At 42.1% G+C, this 16,549-nt stretch carries 16 protein-coding genes; 2 read left to right on the top strand and 14 right to left on the bottom strand.

Features of this window, described 5'->3' with window-relative positions; all coding sequences use genetic code 11:
- Nucleotides 1–175 precede the first annotated feature (175 nt).
- The 11 genes from PHQ42_00430 to PHQ42_00380 all read right to left on the bottom strand — a co-directional run bounded on the left by PHQ42_00430 (nt 176) and on the right by PHQ42_00380 (nt 11,634).
- Entirely contained in the window at nt 176–748 is a 573-nt protein-coding gene (locus tag PHQ42_00430; protein MDD5071193.1) for a Maf family protein, read from the bottom strand.
- 46 nt (nt 749–794) lie between these two features.
- Complete coding sequence (locus PHQ42_00425; GenBank protein ID MDD5071192.1) at nt 795–1,127, bottom strand: tRNA-binding protein; 333 nt, start codon at nt 1,125–1,127, stop codon at nt 795–797.
- Nucleotides 1,124–1,651, bottom strand: a complete 528-nt coding sequence (locus tag PHQ42_00420; GenBank protein ID MDD5071191.1) for an AAA family ATPase — start codon at nt 1,649–1,651, stop codon at nt 1,124–1,126. Before PHQ42_00420 ends, PHQ42_00425 begins: the two co-directional genes overlap by 4 nt.
- Nucleotides 1,652–1,782: 131 nt before the next feature.
- On the bottom strand, nt 1,783–4,716 hold the full coding sequence (gene secA / locus PHQ42_00415) for a preprotein translocase subunit SecA (GenBank protein MDD5071190.1): 2,934 nt from the start codon (nt 4,714–4,716) through the stop codon (nt 1,783–1,785).
- A gap of 185 nt (nt 4,717–4,901) precedes the next feature.
- Nucleotides 4,902–6,110, bottom strand: coding sequence for a ParB/RepB/Spo0J family partition protein (locus PHQ42_00410; protein MDD5071189.1), 1,209 nt, complete (start codon nt 6,108–6,110; stop codon nt 4,902–4,904).
- 200 nt (nt 6,111–6,310) lie between these two features.
- Nucleotides 6,311–6,631: a ribosome-associated translation inhibitor RaiA gene (gene raiA, locus PHQ42_00405; GenBank protein ID MDD5071188.1), complete on the bottom strand. Its 321-nt coding sequence runs from the start codon at nt 6,629–6,631 to the stop codon at nt 6,311–6,313.
- Between the two features lie 130 nt (nt 6,632–6,761).
- Nucleotides 6,762–7,925, bottom strand: coding sequence for an RIP metalloprotease RseP (gene rseP / locus PHQ42_00400; GenBank protein ID MDD5071187.1), 1,164 nt, complete (start codon nt 7,923–7,925; stop codon nt 6,762–6,764).
- A 94-nt stretch (nt 7,926–8,019) separates the two neighbouring features.
- Entirely contained in the window at nt 8,020–8,574 is a 555-nt protein-coding gene (gene frr, locus PHQ42_00395) for a ribosome recycling factor (GenBank protein MDD5071186.1), read from the bottom strand.
- A 36-nt stretch (nt 8,575–8,610) separates the two neighbouring features.
- Nucleotides 8,611–9,243 (bottom strand): type II secretion system protein, encoded by a 633-nt coding sequence (locus PHQ42_00390; protein ID MDD5071185.1) that lies wholly within the window; start codon nt 9,241–9,243, stop codon nt 8,611–8,613.
- Nucleotides 9,244–9,343: 100 nt separating this feature from the next.
- Entirely contained in the window at nt 9,344–10,417 is a 1,074-nt protein-coding gene (locus PHQ42_00385) for a hypothetical protein (protein MDD5071184.1), read from the bottom strand.
- 119 nt (nt 10,418–10,536) lie between these two features.
- Nucleotides 10,537–11,634: a hypothetical protein gene (locus tag PHQ42_00380; GenBank protein ID MDD5071183.1), complete on the bottom strand. Its 1,098-nt coding sequence runs from the start codon at nt 11,632–11,634 to the stop codon at nt 10,537–10,539.
- A gap of 111 nt (nt 11,635–11,745) precedes the next feature.
- On the opposite strand from PHQ42_00380, the gene PHQ42_00375 reads away from it, so the two are divergent.
- Nucleotides 11,746–13,110 (top strand): sugar transferase, encoded by a 1,365-nt coding sequence (locus PHQ42_00375; GenBank protein ID MDD5071182.1) that lies wholly within the window; start codon nt 11,746–11,748, stop codon nt 13,108–13,110.
- Nucleotides 13,111–13,190: 80 nt separating this feature from the next.
- On the opposite strand, the gene PHQ42_00370 is transcribed toward PHQ42_00375, so the two are convergent.
- The 3 genes from PHQ42_00370 to PHQ42_00360 are packed head-to-tail and all read right to left on the bottom strand — an operon-like array spanning nt 13,191 to nt 15,586.
- Complete coding sequence (locus tag PHQ42_00370) at nt 13,191–14,228, bottom strand: N-acetylneuraminate synthase family protein (protein ID MDD5071181.1); 1,038 nt, start codon at nt 14,226–14,228, stop codon at nt 13,191–13,193.
- Nucleotides 14,229–14,233: 5 nt separating this feature from the next.
- Nucleotides 14,234–14,749 carry an HAD hydrolase family protein gene (locus PHQ42_00365; protein ID MDD5071180.1) on the bottom strand — a complete coding sequence of 172 codons (516 nt, stop codon included), beginning with the start codon at nt 14,747–14,749 and terminating at the stop codon, nt 14,234–14,236.
- 21 nt (nt 14,750–14,770) lie between these two features.
- Complete coding sequence (locus PHQ42_00360; protein MDD5071179.1) at nt 14,771–15,586, bottom strand: SDR family oxidoreductase; 816 nt, start codon at nt 15,584–15,586, stop codon at nt 14,771–14,773.
- Between the two features lie 365 nt (nt 15,587–15,951).
- Here PHQ42_00360 and PHQ42_00355 point away from each other — a divergent pair.
- On the top strand, nt 15,952–16,549 hold a 598-nt coding region (locus PHQ42_00355; protein MDD5071178.1), incomplete at its 3' end, for a hypothetical protein.

The raw sequence follows: 16,549 nt of genomic DNA, 5'->3' as shown, positions 1-16,549 counted from the left end.
GAATTTTACGTCATGATTATGAGCCATAAATCATACCCTCCCTCTTATAAGGTTAATGTGCTGTTATTTTGAAAATAGCTTAATTTATTTTTTAAATTTAGTCAAATATTCTCCCCGGGATATCGTAAACTCTTTATGGGCTTGCGATATCCTTTTTTATTGTCCATGACACTTTTTATATTTCTTGAACCTCAAGAATAAGACGCTCGGTTAATGCCTTTGGCAGCCCAAGGCTGTTTCCTTCTTTGCCTTCGTATTTTTTAAGATAGGGCTGTAATAATTCATGCTCTGCCAAAAATCCGCCAGCCGAGTTTAAAATGTCTTCCATCTCTACAAGTTTATCAATAACTTCTTCAGGAATTTCTTTAAAGTAAGCTTTGGCTATATCAATCCCTTGCGCGCGTTTACCGCTTGCGGTATTTGTCACGACCACCGCGTTAATAATTTCTGCCGGATATTTTTTATAGGAAAGCAGGAACTCCCGCGCCTGGCGTTCATCTTTCGGCTTTTCCCGCAATTCGCCGTTATAGAGCACGACTTGGTCAGCCGTGATTAGAAGAACCGGCTCCTTGATTTTTTGCCTTATGGCCTCGGCTTTAGCGCGAGCTATTTTAATCGGCAAAACGTAATAATCATTACTGCGAATCGCTTTTTCATTAATATCAGCCGTTACAACTTCAAAATCATAACCCATTTTCTCCAGCATCGCCTTGCGCCATTTTAAACCAGAGCCTAAAATTATTTTCATACTTTTGTTTTTCTATAGCACATTTTATTCCCTAGTCTGTAAAATTTTAGAACATTTTCCCGCCCTTTGGCACCTTTTTCGTTGGAGATAATAATACTACGTCTCCATTTTCATCCGGCAATCCGAGAGTTAAAACTTCAGACACAAATGGGCCAATCTGTTTGGGCGAAAAATTCACTACTCCTATCACCTGTTTTCCTATGAGCTCCTCCTTAGTATAGCGCTTTGTAATCTGGACAGATGATTTTTTTACGCCAATTTCCGGACCAAAATCTATTGTCAGCTTGTAGGCTGGCTTTTTGGCTTCGGGAAAATCTTCTGCTTTTATAATTTCTCCAACTCTTATATCCACTTTCTCGAAGTCTTGATAGTTAATCATAAATTTTGACCCTTAAAATATTTCTCAAAAGTTTCGTCAGGCGTTTGTCCGGTCGTATCAAAAAAATTATCACTGCCCATCGTGTCTCTGATAGCTTCAAATTCGGCGCGAACCGCTGCTATCCGTTCAACGCCGGTTGTCCAGCATTCGCGCTCCTTATCTCTTTTTATAGTTTCTTCTTTGGTCGGGAATAAAACTTTAATTTCTAAATTATCCCCGAATTCTTTTTTAAACTTTTCAAGAAATTCTAAATAATGTCCAAATATAATATAATCAAGAACGACATCATTCTCGCCTTTATCAAATGCTTTCTTTACTTCAATAAAGATTTTATCGTGCGCTTGTTTTAATTTCTTAAAATTTTCCGGGACCCAGTGGCGCCCTTCGGGAAAAAATTCACTATCCAAATAATCGCCGTCAACTTTGATAAAACCGCGTCTCTTCACTAACAAATCAGCCATTGTGGTTTTGCCAGACCCTCCCGGCCCGGTTAGAATCAGTACTTTTTTATTATTGTTTGCCATAAACTTATCTAAAAGCAATCTTAATTCCGCCCAGGATATCGTAAACCCTTTATGGGTTTGCATTATTCTTTTCTTTCTGAAAATTTTCCCAAAAATCCTAAGAGTCTTAAGAATCCTAAGAATCCCACAAACTACTTCCCACAGCACTTCTTGTACTTCTTCCCTGACCCGCACGGGCAAGGGTCGTTGCGGCCGATTTTTTCTCCTTGGGCATTTTTCTGTTTTGGCTTAACCATATCTATGGTGCCGGAATTACTGCCCTTGTCCGCCTGCTTAAATCCGGAAAAGGAAGAAGTTTTCTCATCCATGGTTTTGGCCGGAGCGCTAAACTGTTTCGCCCTATCCGCTAAACTCGGGGCCTTAACCTGGCTCATGTCGCCAACTTTAAAAATGGAATAAACCACTTCTTTCTGAATTAAACCGTTTAACTCGTTAAAAAGATGATAGGCTTCTTTTTTGTATTCAACCAAGGGATCGCGCTGGCCATAACCCCGCAGGCCGATGCCCCGGCGCATGTAATCCATCGCATCCAGATGCTCAATCCATAAAGTGTCAATAGAACGGATTAAAATCGCTTTTTCAATCTCGGAAAAATTAAACCCGGCGTTGATGCCCTTAAACTGCTCTTTCATTTTTTCATAATTTTCTCCTGCCAGCTTCGCTAAATGCTCAATAATAACCGTGCGGGCTTTGGCCTTATTTAATTTTCCCTCGTCTTCGGCAAAGGCGGATAAATCGTCTTTTAATCCTTTTTCTACCGGAAAAATAGTGGAGACCACCTCATAAATTTCCGCCAAATTCCAATCCTTAACATTTTCCGAAGCCGTATGAAAACTTACCACCTGCTCAATTTCGTTCTCCGCCATATCCAATATTATGCCAGCTAAAGTTCTGCTCTCATCTTTACCCGTCTCCCCCCCTCCTGCCTGTCCTGAATTTTGTTGAGGGACCGAAGAGCTTTCTTCACTTTCTTTTTTATCATTTTGGTTATTGGAATTTGAATCTTGTCCAGCCACTTTATTATAGATCTTATTGTGGGCGGGATCCCGCCCAGGCGGTGATTTGATTATTGATTCTTGGTTATTGGAATTTTGAGCTAGTTCCAATATCTCCCTCCTCTTCCTGTAAATTGATTCACGGTGTTTGTTTATCACATCATCATATTCCACCAAGTGCTTGCGGATATCAAAATTATTGCCTTCAACCTTTGTCTGGGCGGATTCAATTGACTTGGAAACCATCCGGTTTTCAATCGGCATATCTTCCGGCACGCGCAAAGTCTTCATTAAGCCTTTCATCCGGTCCCCGCCGAAAATTCTCATTAAATCATCTTCAGTGGAAACAAAAAACTGGGAAGATCCCGGATCGCCCTGCCGACCGGACCGGCCGCGCAATTGGTTGTCAATCCGCCGCGCTTCGTGCCTTTCCGTGCCGACAACATGCAAACCGCCGGCTTCTATCACTTTTCTTTGCTCTTCTTTGTCCGAAGGGTTGCCTCCCAAAATTATATCAACGCCCCGACCGGCCATATTGGTAGCAATAGTAATCGCTCCCAATTTCCCTGCCTGGGAAATAATTTGGGCTTCTTTTTCGTGATTTTTGGCGTTTAAAACCTGCGGAACAAGGCCTTCCCGCTTCATCATCTCCGCCAAAAATTCGTTTTTTTCAATAGAAATCGTGCCGATTAAAACCGGCTGGCCTTTTTTGTTCCTTTCTTTCACGTCTTGAATCACGGCTTTGAATTTTCCTTCTTCGGTGCGATAAATCAAATCATTCAAATCCTTCCTTATCATCGGCTTGTTGGTCGGAATAACAGCGGTTTCTAATTTATAAATTTTGGCAAATTCCTCGGCCTCGGTCACGGCCGTGCCGGTCATACCAGCTAATTTTTTATACATCCTGAAATAATTTTGGAAAGTAATAGTAGCCAATGTCTGCGACTCCCTCTGGATTTCCACGCCTTCCTTGGCTTCAATGGCCTGATGCAAACCTTCGCTGTAGCGCCGGCCATGCATCAGGCGGCCGGTAAACTCGTCAACGATTATAATTTGGCCTTCTTTGACCACATAATCGCGGTCCTTTTTGAAAAGCACCCGCGCTTTTAGGGCCTGCTCAATATGATGAACATCGCGAACACCGCCGGAAACGTAAATATTCTCCACTCCCAGCCATTTTTCCATTTTGGCAATAGCGGCCTCGGTCAAAGTCGCGGCTCTCATTTTTTCATCTATATTATAGTCCTCTTTCTCCTGCAGGCGCTCCACCAGTTGGGCGAATTTATAATATTTGTCGGTTGATTCTTCGGCCGGCGCCGAAATTATCAAAGGCGTCCGGGCTTCATCAATCAAAATAGAATCAACTTCGTCAACAATCGTATAATAAAGCTCCCTTTGCGCCATTCTCTCCAAAGACGAAGCCATGTTGTCCCTTAGATAATCAAAACCGAATTCGTTATTTGTCCCATATGTTATGTCGCATTGGTAAGCCTCTTTTCTTTCAACTTTCCGAAAATGTTTTAACCTTTCATCGTATTGGGAATCATCCGTAAATTCCGGGTCATAAACAAAAGCGGTATCATGAATAATCACGCCAGTGGTAAGACCTAAAAAATAATAAACCGGCGCCATCCAGCCCGCGCCCACCCGGGACAAATAATCGTTGACTGTAATTAAATGCGCTCCCCGGCCAGCCAAAGCGTTTAAATACAAAGGCAGGGTCGCCACTAAAGTTTTGCCTTCGCCGGTCCTCATTTCCGCGATCTGGCCGCGATGAAGAACTATGCCGCCCATTAACTGAACATCATAATGTCTTTGCCCCAAAACTCTCTTGGCCGCCTCTCTTACCGCCGCAAACGCTTCTGGCAATATTCTGTCTAATTCTTTCGTTAATTCATCGTCAGGCTTCCCCTCTATAGCTTTAACGAAGGACTTAGTTATTTCCTTTAATTCTTCATCGCTCATTTTTTCAAACTTTGGCTCTAAAGCATTTATCTCTTTAACAATCGGCTCTAAGGATTTTATTGCTTTTGCGTTTGGGTCTCCAAAAATTTTATTTAAAATACTCATATATTAATCTCGCGCCTTATATTATTCATTAAACTAAAATTTTATTAAATTAAAAACCTCATGGAAGAGGGCTAAAAAAGATGCGGAATAAACAAAGTTATTATATAATCTTTTTCTAAAAAAATCAATAAAAAGAAAAAACCCGCTTTGTTTAATGCCCGGCGGGTTTTATGCTATAATTTTTGTTATTCCTCCATTTCTTCTTCTTGGCTGTCGGGCTTATCAGCCTCCCAAAGCTTTTGAACACTATCTTTTACCTCATTTCTGATGCTACCCTCGTTATGGATAGTGTCCCGTAATTTTTGGAGTTTCGCGATAGTTTTGTCCAAATACTCAAGGATTCTCTTTTTGTCTTTGCTTTCCCGGTTATAAAACAACCCGATGATTTGCAGAGGGCCCCACCCCAAAATGATATTTAGGCCGTCAAGAGCGTGATTGACAAAATTTCTTAAAATTCTGTAATCATCTTTCGGGCTGTGCTCTCTTTTTCTGGTGACAGAACTTAATCCTTTTTCCTCCATTTCTCTTCGCACAAACTGCCTGGCGAAATTAGCTGACATTTTTCCGTCTACAACTTCACCGGCTAACCTGACCTGATCTTCCGGTTCATCGGCCTTGGAAACCTCAACCGCGACCACAACCGGCAGGTCTCCATTTCCAACCAGTTTCTGAACCCTGGGGTCAAGGCGGGAAAGAGACAGATATTGGTAAACCCAAGGCGCTGATTTGCAGCATCCGTCAGCAACTTTTTTTATCACCTCTTCACGGGATAATCTATCTCCTCTCTTTTTAGCTATTCCCTCTATAATGGTTATTGCCCTGGAAACTGCCCTGGCTGTATCAATATACGTATGTCCTTCCCGGCCGAAATTACAAATAGTGGAAACAAGAAATTTGTCAATTTTCAAATTTTTTACGATAATGGCATAAATTTTCTTTATGCCCATTTTTTGGCAAGCGCGCCACCTTCTCTCCCCGTCAATTATCCGGAAGCGCTCCCCTTCCTTTAGAACTATAACGGGAAGCATCTGGCCATGCTCCAGGATGCTTTTTCCCAACTCCCCAAGGTCATCTTCATAAAAAGTCTGCCTTGGCTGATCGGGGTCGGGAAACAGGTCGCTTACCGAAAGACCGGGAACATTGCCCTCCAAGATTGGAGAAATAACTTCCTTTAAACCATTTTCTGCCGGTTTCCCCGAACCCCTTCCGTTTCCCCGGTCTTTCTCCGGTTCGGACAAAGAATCGCCCCCGTCAAAATTCCAAGGCGGATGGCAATTATACTTATCGCAAATCGTCAACCTATTTAAGGGATCGGCCCGGCAAGCCAGACAAACTCCCCTTAAAACTTCCATATCCTTCACGGCGCAAGGGTGAGTCAATGTTTCGGCGGTCATATGCCTTTGATGACCTTGGGTTATAAAAAAAACATCATAGTCCGAAGGGTTGGTAGGCGGATTTTTAACCCTAAAGGGTCGCCCAAATTTTTCCATTTCATCCCCCTTGTTGCTTTTTTATTTATTTCTTATTGTTAAAGTTCAAAAAAAATTTTAAAAAAAGAGGGGCCCTCCCCCTTTTTCTTTCTTTATCTTAACTCTTATTTTCTTTTTTTGTCAATTCGCTTTTCTTTGTATTTTTTGATTATGATTTCCAGATGATCTTTAACTTTATCAATGGATTTAAATAAGTCTTTTTCGGTTTTTTCCACCCGCAACAAACTGCCCGGCACTTCCAGATTAACTTCGGTTTTATATATTTTACCGCTATTTTGCCCGCCAACCGACATGCCGACTTCCACATCGCAATTCAAAATTTGAACGCCTCCCAAATATTTTTCCAGCATCGCCATTTTTTTCTCCGCATAGCTTTTTATTTCCGGAGTTAATTTAATCTTCGTCGCTTTAATTCTAATGTTCATAACTACAAATTACGAATTTTATACGCCTGCCTGCCCTGCCTACCGGGCAGGCAGGCGGCAGGCAGAAATTTACGAATAAAAATTCTTTTTATTAATTATTATTTTGTAATAGATTTATAGTTTGTAGAAGCTAACCAATAATTTTCTCCCAAAGCGCCCAGAAACTGTCCCCAAACCTGGCCACGTCCCGAAAAGTCACGACTAAAACCAATATCATTAAAAGGGCGAAGCCGATATTGTGGATAGCCGTTTCCAGTTCCCGCTTAACCGGAGAACCCTTGATTTTTTCTATGATTAAAAACAAAACTCGGCCGCCGTCTAAAGCGGGAAAGGGCAAAAAATTGATAATTGCCAAGTTAATGGAAAGAAGGGCGGTAAATTGCAAAATATAAATAAGCCCCATATGCGCTACCTGGCCGGTTAAAGCCGCGATCCCAACCGGTCCGGCTATATCAACCGCTACCCCTCGCCCTATGACCAAATTTTTTATTAATTCGTAAAAAGCCAAAATTATCGCCCAGGTCAAAAGCGCGGTTTCCTTTATTCCTTCCTCAATTGCCAAATACCAAGAATATTTTACCAGGCCGGTAGTAACAATGGCTATGCCTATGCCTCCCCGGCCAGTTTCTTCTCTTATTTCCGGGATTGCCTTAAGGGTCATTTCTTCCTGACCCCTCTTTATTTCATAAACTAATTCCTTCCCGGTCTGTCCGTCAACAAAATTTTGCAGTTCTCCCTCAAAAGTGAATTTTTTGCCATTAATAGCGATTATGGCGTCCCCGGCTAAGAATCCTGCCTTGGCCGCTTGGGAATCCGGCAAAACCTCCGCAATCTGAATTTTTTTGTCGGAAACCCGGGCGCGGACATCTATGTTGTCCAAAACCCGGGGAAAACCAACCATTAAGCCGAGAGAAATTAAAACCGCGGCCAGAATTATATTCATACTCACGCCAGCGGAAAGAATCGTCGCTCTTTGCCAAATTTTTCGGCTGGCAAAACTGTCCGGCTCGTTTTCTCCTTCCCCGTTTTCGCCCTTAATTTTTACAAACCCGCCTAAAGGAATCCAGTTAACGGAATAAATCGTATCAACCGCATCAGAAATCTCTTCGTTGCCCCTGGCCTGTTTCCATTTTCCTTCCTTGCTTTTATAGATTCCCCTGATTCGAGGCGGAAAACCAAAACCGAATTCTTCGGCCCGAACTCCGAATTTCCGCGCCACCCAAAAATGGCCCAATTCGTGGGCAAAAATCAAAAGTGAAAATACTACTAAAAAAGTGATTATGGTTATAAACATAAAAAATGGGATTCTTGAGAATCTTAAGACTTTTGGGATTCTTGCGATTAATTCCTAAGGATCCCAAGAATCTTCATAATCCCAATAATCCTGTTTAAATTGTTAAAATCTCCTCCTCTTTCTTATCCCTTATATTTTTTAATTCCTCGTTTTTCTTCCCCACTTCTTCGTCAAGCTCTTTAATAAATCTGAATTTTTCATCTTCGCCGATTTCTTTTTCCTCCTCTCCTCTGGTTATTGCCTCTTTCGCCTCGTCCCGAGCCTGCCTAATGGTAATACGGGCTTTCTCCATTTTTTCATTCAATTTTTTTACCAATTCCCGCCGGTTTTCTTCGGTCATAGAAGGAACCGTTATTCTTATTTTATCCCCTTCATTAACAACGCCCACGCCCAAATTAGCGGCCACTACGGCTTTTTCAATATCTTTTATTATGTTTTTGTCCCAAGGAGAAATCACTAGGCTTTTGGCGTCGCTAACATTTATGCTGGCCAAGCCGCTGAGCGGAGTTTTGGCGCCATACGCTTCTGCCATAATCCCCTCTAAAATCGCCGGATTGGCCCGTCCGGTGCGCAAACTGGCAATATCTTTTTTAAAAAAATCAATTGCGCTATTAAATTCCGCCTGCTTATCTAGTACATACTTGTTCATATTGTTTATTATTATAATAATTAAATTAATATCCACTTATGGCCATATGCCGCCATATAGAGCATAACCGTTGTTGGGCCAATCTCTATTGGGGTCGCATTGCGCCCAATCGGGGTAATGCCCCCTTTGGGTGGCTAAATCTTCGGGAGTGGGTTTTTCTAATAAAGTAATAAGGGCATACCCCCTGGCTTTCCCCTCCGGATTGACGGTCGCATCGCTTCTGTAAAGATAACAATTGTCATAACAGTTTCCGTTCGGCGTCAACGGGTCGTTTGGCATGGATTTCATCAGGCCGGTTTCAACCGTAAGCGACCAGGCAATGTCAAACTCATCTAAATCCTTAAGACAATAGGTGTCATTTCCCACGGCTGAAGGGGGATAATAATTTTTTTGGTCATAGTACAATTCAAGCGCTTTCTGGATTTGTTTCAAATCGGCTTTTCTTCTTGTGTCCCCGGCTTTCATTCTGGTGATATTCACGGCGTAAGCCGCCGTTGACAACAAAAAACCGATAATGGATATAATCACCAATAATTCAATTAAAGTAAACCCTCGCTTGCCGCGTGAACCCGCGCCAGAATTCAGCATAGGGGAAAGTCCTTTTTTTTCCAAACATCCAATAACGTTCCCGCTAAAATTTTTTGTTCTTTCCTTCGGGCCATATCGCATAATCTTCCGTATGTTCCGGGGGCTATCCAAGGTTAAAGGTTTTTAGTCTTCATTAAATTTTACCAAATCAAATCCCGAATAGCCAATTGCCAAAAACTTATTAATTTCCAATTTTCCTCACGCCCATATAAATAATGTTTGGATTAACCGGATCAATCAGCAGCTTCCAGCCGGCTCGGGTAGTAGGCAGTTTTTTTGTCGCCCAATTTGTCCCACCGTCAAGAGACCGATAAAAAGTTGTGTTGGTAACATAGAAAATTTCTTTGGAACTCTTCGGGTTGATGGCGATGGAATTAATAGTCGCCTTTTTCTCCGGCGTGATTAGTTCAATTTTTTCCCACTTTTCCCCGTTATCAGCCGATCTTAACAAGCCGTAATTCGTTGCCAAAAATATCAACCCTTTATCGGCGGTAGCAACGGCAAAATCCCTAAAGCTAAGGCTGTCTTTGAAATCTTTCATTTTTTCAGCCAAGGCCGTCCAATTATTGCCGCTGTCGGTTGAACGGAAAATTCCCTTCTTGGCCGTGGCGGCAAATACCAAACGGCTGTCAGCCGGGCTGATAACAATCTTTTGCACGCTATTGTCAAAACGGCCGATGGTTTTCCAGCTTTCGCCGCGGTCTGAACTTTTTATTACTTCTCCCCGCGAAGTGCCAATATAAACATTAGCGCTGTCGTAATGATCCGCGGCGATAGCATTAACTCTCGTATTGACATCATTGTCATAATATATTTGAGACCAAGTCCGGCTGCAATCGGTTGATTTATAAACTTTATTTTCTAGGCTGGCGTAGATTACGCACTTTGAGTTCGGGTCAATAGCAATGGCGTCAATTGTCGCTTTGGCTAAACTGCCGGCCAAAAACCAACCCTGCGCCCCATTATAAGTATAGAGAAGCCCATTGTCTATGCTGCCAAAGTAAACCGCTCCCGAATCACTAGGATCCATGGCCAAAGAAAAGGCGTTCAAATTGCCAAAGCTGCTCGGTTTGCCGCTGGTGGTCGGAATCAAAACTCTCTGCTGCCAATTGTTGCCCTGATTTGCGCTCACATAAACGCCGCCGTCAGTTCCGCCCCCTTCTCCGGTTTTAAAATTAATGGAACAGCCGGAAATAGTCAAAACTAATATTACCATTAAAAAAAGAGTGATTAAACTATTTTTTTTATTCGCCATATATTTATCAAAAATTATTAGTTATTAGTTATAGGTTATCAATTATTTTGTATAACTTATAACCCATAACTAATAACTCACTTTAAAATCATCAAAATCTTATTGATAAAAAATCAATGTTAGATATTGATCGCGATATTCTCTAACACCAGCTTCGGATTGACGTTGGCCCTTAGGTATTTTTTGCCCGCCTCCAAATTTTTGATTATATTTATTAAAACCGCTGTTCCGGCGCCAAACTTTCCCCTCTGTCCGGCTAATTCTTCGGCTATTACGTGGTGCTGGATTAAATCCTTGTGCCCCAAATCAAGAAGCAATAAATCGCGGACCACTCCCTGCCAAATTTCCAATATCTTTAAGGCTTTTTTGTTGCTTTCCTGCCCGGAGGGGCCGCCCTCCATTATTTTTTCTATGCCCTGAAACCGTTCGTTTAAATCCTTGCCGGCAAAATCTAAAAAAATCTTGGCTTTATCCTCATAATCTTTATAGAAATCCCTGTCTTTTAAAAATTTAACCGCCAAAGCCGGCCGACCCAAAGAAATTTTTGAAAAATTTTTCGCCGAACTCCTGGAAATCTTAAGCTCTTCCACCAAATAATTATGGATGATGTCGGTTTGGACCGGATAAAAATTCAAAACCTGGCTGCGGGAAACAATCGTGGCCGGGATTGATTCCAGACCGGAAGCAATCAATATGATAACCACTTTTTCCTTCGGTTCCTCTAAGGTTTTTAATAAAGCATTGGAGGCTTCCAGGCTTAAACTATCCGCCTCTTTTATAATCCCCACTTTATAAGATCCCAAAAATGAACTTAAATTCAGATCCTTTATAAATTCCCTGGCCTGCTCTATGGAAATATTTTTTTTGTCTTTTTCCCTTTCTATCAGATGAAAGTCGCCGTGAATTATGCCGCGGTTATTTTCTTTGTCTTCGTCTGGCCCGGCATCGCTTCTTTTTACGCCGGCTAGGGCTCGGCAGGAAACGCATTCGCCGCAAGGAAAAACAATCTCGCCCTTTTTCAACTTGGCCCTGTTCTGGCAAAGCAAGCTCTTGGCGAAATAGCTGGCGACTGTGGCTTTGCCCAAGTCCTGCGGCCCCAAAAAAATATAAGCATTAGCCATATTTTCATTAGCAATACTCCCCGATAAAAAGCTGATAATATGGCTATTGCCCACTAGCGGCCAATCCGTTTTTTCCTGTTTTTTAATTGCTGGCATGATTAAATTATAACATTCTGTTTTATAATTCGCAACAGCTAGCCTCTGGCTTGATTTCCCGCTAAAAATCTGCTAAATTATGAATACTAACACCTAAAACCCATAATTCAAATGGACAATAAATTTAAAAAATTCATCCTTTTGGCCGGCGATATCGGGGTCCTCTATCTTTCTCTCTACCTGACGCTTTTAATCCGTTATTGGGACAAGCCGACAAACGATCTCTGGCAAAGCCATGTCGGGCCTTTTTCCATAATTTTTTTGGTTTGGATTATGATTTTTTATATTTCCAATTTATACGATTTGAATCTGGCCGCCAATAACGCGAGTTTCTTCCGCCTGACCGGCAAAAATCTTCTGATAACAAGCTTGCTGTCCGTCGCTTTCTTTTATTTGACGCCACAAATAAGCATCGCCCCGAAAAGAAATCTCTTAATTTACGTAATTATCTTTGCTATTTTATTCTTTCTTTGGCGGCAATTTTTCAATTGGTCTTTAAAGTCATATCTGCCGAAAAAAAATATCGCTTTCGTCGGTTTAAACAACCAGGTGCTGGAATTAATGAAAGAATTGGGAGAAAAACCGCATCTCGGCTACAATGTCGCTTTTGTGGTTGATGATAAAAATAAAGAGGAAAAAAATATCGGCGAAACCCCTGTTTTTAATGATGTCTCCCGCCTGCATTCGCTCATCGGCTCTGAAAAAATTACCGACATTATCCTTACCGCCGATCCCCATCAGTCAGAAGAATTGCGGACCGCGCTTTTCGGTTGCCTGCCTTTAAGGATTAGCTACACCGGCCTGCCCAATTTTTATGAAAATATTACCGGCCGCATCCCCGTTGAATCAATCAACCAGATGTGGTTTTTGGAAAACTTAAGCGAAGGCAAAAAATCTTTATTTGGTTTTGCAAAACGGCTTTATGATTTTATTCTGGCTTTATTGATTTTAGTCGGGACTATGATTTTCTGGCCGATTATCGGGGCGATTATAAAACTGGAAAGCCCGGGCCCGGTATTTTTTAAGCAGACAAGAATCGGCAAAAATAACAAACCCTTTATGATAATCAAATTCCGCTCAATGACGGTTATAAATAATAATTTTTCCCCAACCGCCAAGAATGACAATCGCATTACAAAATTCGGCTCTTGGCTGCGTAAAACCAGGATTGATGAAATTCCCCAGGTGATAAATATCCTGCGCGGGGAAATGAGTTTTGTCGGTCCGCGCCCGGAAAGGCCGGAGTTGATAAAAGAATTGGCAGAAAAAATTCCTTTTTATAACGAAAGAATGCTAGTGAAACCCGGCATCACCGGCTGGGATCAGATCTCCGGCGAATATCACTCACCGAGTCGGGAAGACACCTTAAAAAAACTCCAATACGATTTATTTTATATAAAAAACAGATCAATTTATCTTGACCTGTCTATTATTTTAAAAACGATAGCGACAATAGTAAGCAGAAAGGGAGTTTAAATTTTCTTAAAAATTTAATTTTCAAATAAAAAAGCCCCTAGTCAAAGACTGGGGGCTTCTGTTTTCTTGTGAAAGGACTCTTATAGGTCATTAACCCGCCGCAGTTTTTCCATAACACTGACTTCCGACGGCAAAACCTTTTTTGTCCCATCTCCCTCTATGATTGGGACTCGGTTTAAATTCTCCGGACCGACCAAAGAATCAAAGCTAGCTGGTTCTTCCTCAAACTGACGGATTTTTTCAACCAACTTCCTGAATTGGTCGGGGTCCAAGCTGACCTTGTGATCGCTTCCCGGCAGATTCCTGTCCAAAGTAATATGCCTTTCCACGACACAAGCGCCGTGTTTTACGGCGACTAAACTCGCCAAGTCATCCCCTTCATGCCCGCTGTAACCGATGAGTATCTTGGGGAACTCTAACCGCAGAGTGTCAACCAGCCTAATATTGGCCTGATCGTCCAAAGTGGGATAGACAGAGACGCAATGGAGCAGAACTATTTCCGCCTTTTCGTTTTCCTCCCTTAAGACGGCAATCGCTTTCTCAACCTGTTCCATCGTGCTTCCGCCGGTTGAAAGAAAAACAGGCTTTCCTTTACGGCAAACTCGCCGCAAAAGATCCGAATTTGTCATACAGGGAGAAGCGATTTTCAGCCACTGGACGTCATAGCCGTTGATGAAATGAGCGGACAGCCCGTCCCAAGCAGAGGCTGACCAAAGTATGCCCAAGTCTCTGCATAGACGATCAATCATATCAAATTCTTTCAAGCCCAACTCCAAGGCGTACTTCAGGTCTCCATTGGTTGTGTTGGATGGATTTTCGGCCAGCCTGACTAAAGAAGAAGGAGGAAAAACTTCATATTGCACGCCTTCTATCTTTGTCCTGGCGCGAGCATTCTGAATTATGCTCGGATCCACCGCTCTGGGAGCGTCCAATTGCCCCTGGTAAACAACCGGAACCGTTCTTTTTTGAAACTTCACGGCGTCGCAACCGATTTCCTTGCATACCCTTACCAACTCCAGGGCCATTGGCAAGCTGCCGTTATGGTTGATGCCAATCTCTGCGATTATAAAGGTTGGCTGGCCGGGTCCGATAAGTCTATTGTCGACTTTAATGAACATAGTTTTCACCCCTTTCTGGATTCAAGAATTAAATCACACACTTCCCGAACAGCGTGCTCCCCCCCTCTGCGGCTAGTTACAAAATCCGCTTTTTCTTTCAGGCTGTCATCGCCATCCGCAACCGTAATGCTAAGGCCGGCGAATTCCAAAGGTTCTAAATCGTTAACATCATCTCCCATATAGGCGACCCGTTCGGGAACTAAACCGCGTTTTTTCATTTCCCTTGCTAAAATTTCTCTTTTACCCTCGCCATCCTTTATGGCTTGAACGCACTCAATTCCCATTTTCTTGCAACGAGTGGCAACAATAGAATTTGCTTCCTTTGACAAAACAACGACCTCAACCTCGGCCTCTCTTATTAACTCAATGCCGAGGCTGTCTTTGCGGCTGCAACGAACAAATTCATATCCATCCTCGCCGAAATAAACAAAGCCGTCGGTTAAAGTGCCGTCAAAATCCAGGGTCAACAATTTTACTTTGGCCAGTTTTCTTAACAGTTCCTCTCTCGTTAATGATCCCATCGGAAAACTCCCTTCTTTATTTTAAGTTACGGTTAGTCCGCCATCAATGATTATATTCTGGCCGGTTATATAACTAGCTGAATCAGATGATAAAAAAATCAATGCCCCCACTAAGTCATTCGGGTGTCCCATTCTTTTTAAAAGTATTTTTTTATGCAGCCTTTGTAAAACCGGATCATTATTAGTAATAGCATTATAAGACTGACTTTCCGTATTGGGGATAGCGCCGGGAGAAATCGCATTAACGCGCACTTCTGGGCTTAAAAATGAAGACGCATAACGGGTAAATTGCAATAAACCGGCCTTGGCCATACTATAGCCGGGGGGATTAAATTTATCTGTGCCTTCGTATAAATCCGGCGAAGGCGCAATTACGCCATACATTGAACAGATATTGGTAATTGAACCCTGGCCCTGTTTTTTCATAGCAAAGCCGAACTTTTGCGTCGCCTGAACCGCCCAATAAATTCCAGATTCAAAGGAAGCTTGTAACTGTTCAAAAGTGGCTTTATCTAACTTTCCGCTTTCATTATTAAACCCGGTTTTTAAACTAAAATCAAAAGCGTTATTAACTAAAATATCTATCCTGTTTTTATCTAAAATTTCTTGATAAACATCTTCCGCCTTCTTTCTGTCATATAAATCAACCGCAATTTTTTTATATCGGCCGCGATTTTCATCACTCAAAAAATTCAACTTTTCCTCGGTTATATCAACTAAAAAAACCTTGGCTCCGGCAATTAGCAAGGCTTCGGCAAAATACCTCCCGAAAAATCCGCCAGCGCCGGTTAAAACCGCTGTCTTTCCCGCGAGAGAAAAAAGATTATTTTGTTCCACCCGTTAGAAATTTTGTTATTTTTTTTCTCCATAACGATATAATTAATATTTTAAATATTTTTTACCCTGTTAACCCCGTTTAGGAATTTATTTCTAACGGGGTTCATAGTTTTTTATTGTTTAAAATTACGGGGTTCAGCATAACTGATTTTTCACCTTACTATATTTTATAAAAAAAGTCAACAGCCTACTTGACATTTACACGTTTTTCAGCTATTATCATATTACTATTTATCGCCCTTTAAAAAGAAAAAAAGACAAAACTTAATAGACTTAATAGAAGAAAGGAGTTTCCCGAAATGTTTATTCATCCGGCTGAAGTTATTAAGGGTATTAGTCCTGATAACCTGCGGGGCGCAAAAGTAATGTTTATTAACATGCCTTTGCGCGAAACCGCCCTGCCGAATACTCCGCCCTATGGCCCGGCTTTACTGGCCTCTATCCTGCGCAAGTACGAGGCAGATGTTGTTATTGTAGATTTAAATGGTTATCGGGTCAAGGATGAACTGGCAGAAAGAAGAGGACTGGCTAATGGCCGACATTTGACCGAAGAAGAAGTCATTTCTCTTCTCCGAAAGTATTTAAGTAAGTACGGGGAGCAGGATTTAATTGCTCTTTCCGGGCTTATCACTACCCTCGATTGGCAGAAAAGACTGGCCAAAATAGCCAGAAATCTGCAACCCAAGGCGTTTTTGGTCAGCGGCGGCGGCTTAGCAACGGAATTCGGAAAAATTCTGTTTGACTGGATACCGGAGTTGGACGGGATTGCCGCCGGTGAGGGCGACGAGGTGATTGTTAAAATCGCCTTTGATGCCAAAATTATCAAAAATCGCGGCTGGCAATCAGCCTTAAACGCCGGCCAACTCTCCCCATATTACCTTGGCGAAATTAATGGCCGACATCGTTTCTGCTACCTGGGAGCGCGCCCAGATAATCTTGATGCCTTGCCTTTCCCAGCCTGGG

It is taken from the genome of Patescibacteria group bacterium, assembly GCA_028711655.1.
In the GTDB taxonomy this organism is placed as follows: Bacteria; Patescibacteriota; Patescibacteriia; order Patescibacteriales; family JAQTRU01; genus JAQTRU01.
This window is presented reverse-complemented; position numbering and strand designations above follow the sequence as displayed.

What these genes read in the sequence shown, in the direction of transcription:
- rseP (MDD5071187.1), bottom strand. Translation starts at nt 7,925, where the DNA reads ATGTTTATAACCATAATCACTTTTTTAGTAGTATTTTCACTTTTGATT.
- PHQ42_00375 (MDD5071182.1), top strand. Translation starts at nt 11,746, where the DNA reads ATGGACAATAAATTTAAAAAATTCATCCTTTTGGCCGGCGATATCGGG.
- PHQ42_00390 (MDD5071185.1), bottom strand. Translation starts at nt 9,243, where the DNA reads ATGCGATATGGCCCGAAGGAAAGAACAAAAAATTTTAGCGGGAACGTT.
- PHQ42_00365 (MDD5071180.1), bottom strand. Translation starts at nt 14,749, where the DNA reads ATGGGATCATTAACGAGAGAGGAACTGTTAAGAAAACTGGCCAAAGTA.
- PHQ42_00370 (MDD5071181.1), bottom strand. Translation starts at nt 14,228, where the DNA reads ATGTTCATTAAAGTCGACAATAGACTTATCGGACCCGGCCAGCCAACC.
- PHQ42_00385 (MDD5071184.1), bottom strand. Translation starts at nt 10,417, where the DNA reads ATGGCGAATAAAAAAAATAGTTTAATCACTCTTTTTTTAATGGTAATA.
- PHQ42_00380 (MDD5071183.1), bottom strand. Translation starts at nt 11,634, where the DNA reads ATGCCAGCAATTAAAAAACAGGAAAAAACGGATTGGCCGCTAGTGGGC.
- raiA (MDD5071188.1), bottom strand. Translation starts at nt 6,631, where the DNA reads ATGAACATTAGAATTAAAGCGACGAAGATTAAATTAACTCCGGAAATA.
- PHQ42_00420 (MDD5071191.1), bottom strand. Translation starts at nt 1,651, where the DNA reads ATGGCAAACAATAATAAAAAAGTACTGATTCTAACCGGGCCGGGAGGG.
- PHQ42_00430 (MDD5071193.1), bottom strand. Translation starts at nt 748, where the DNA reads ATGAAAATAATTTTAGGCTCTGGTTTAAAATGGCGCAAGGCGATGCTG.
- PHQ42_00425 (MDD5071192.1), bottom strand. Translation starts at nt 1,127, where the DNA reads ATGATTAACTATCAAGACTTCGAGAAAGTGGATATAAGAGTTGGAGAA.
- secA (MDD5071190.1), bottom strand. Translation starts at nt 4,716, where the DNA reads ATGAGTATTTTAAATAAAATTTTTGGAGACCCAAACGCAAAAGCAATA.
- frr (MDD5071186.1), bottom strand. Translation starts at nt 8,574, where the DNA reads ATGAACAAGTATGTACTAGATAAGCAGGCGGAATTTAATAGCGCAATT.
- PHQ42_00410 (MDD5071189.1), bottom strand. Translation starts at nt 6,110, where the DNA reads ATGACCGCCGAAACATTGACTCACCCTTGCGCCGTGAAGGATATGGAA.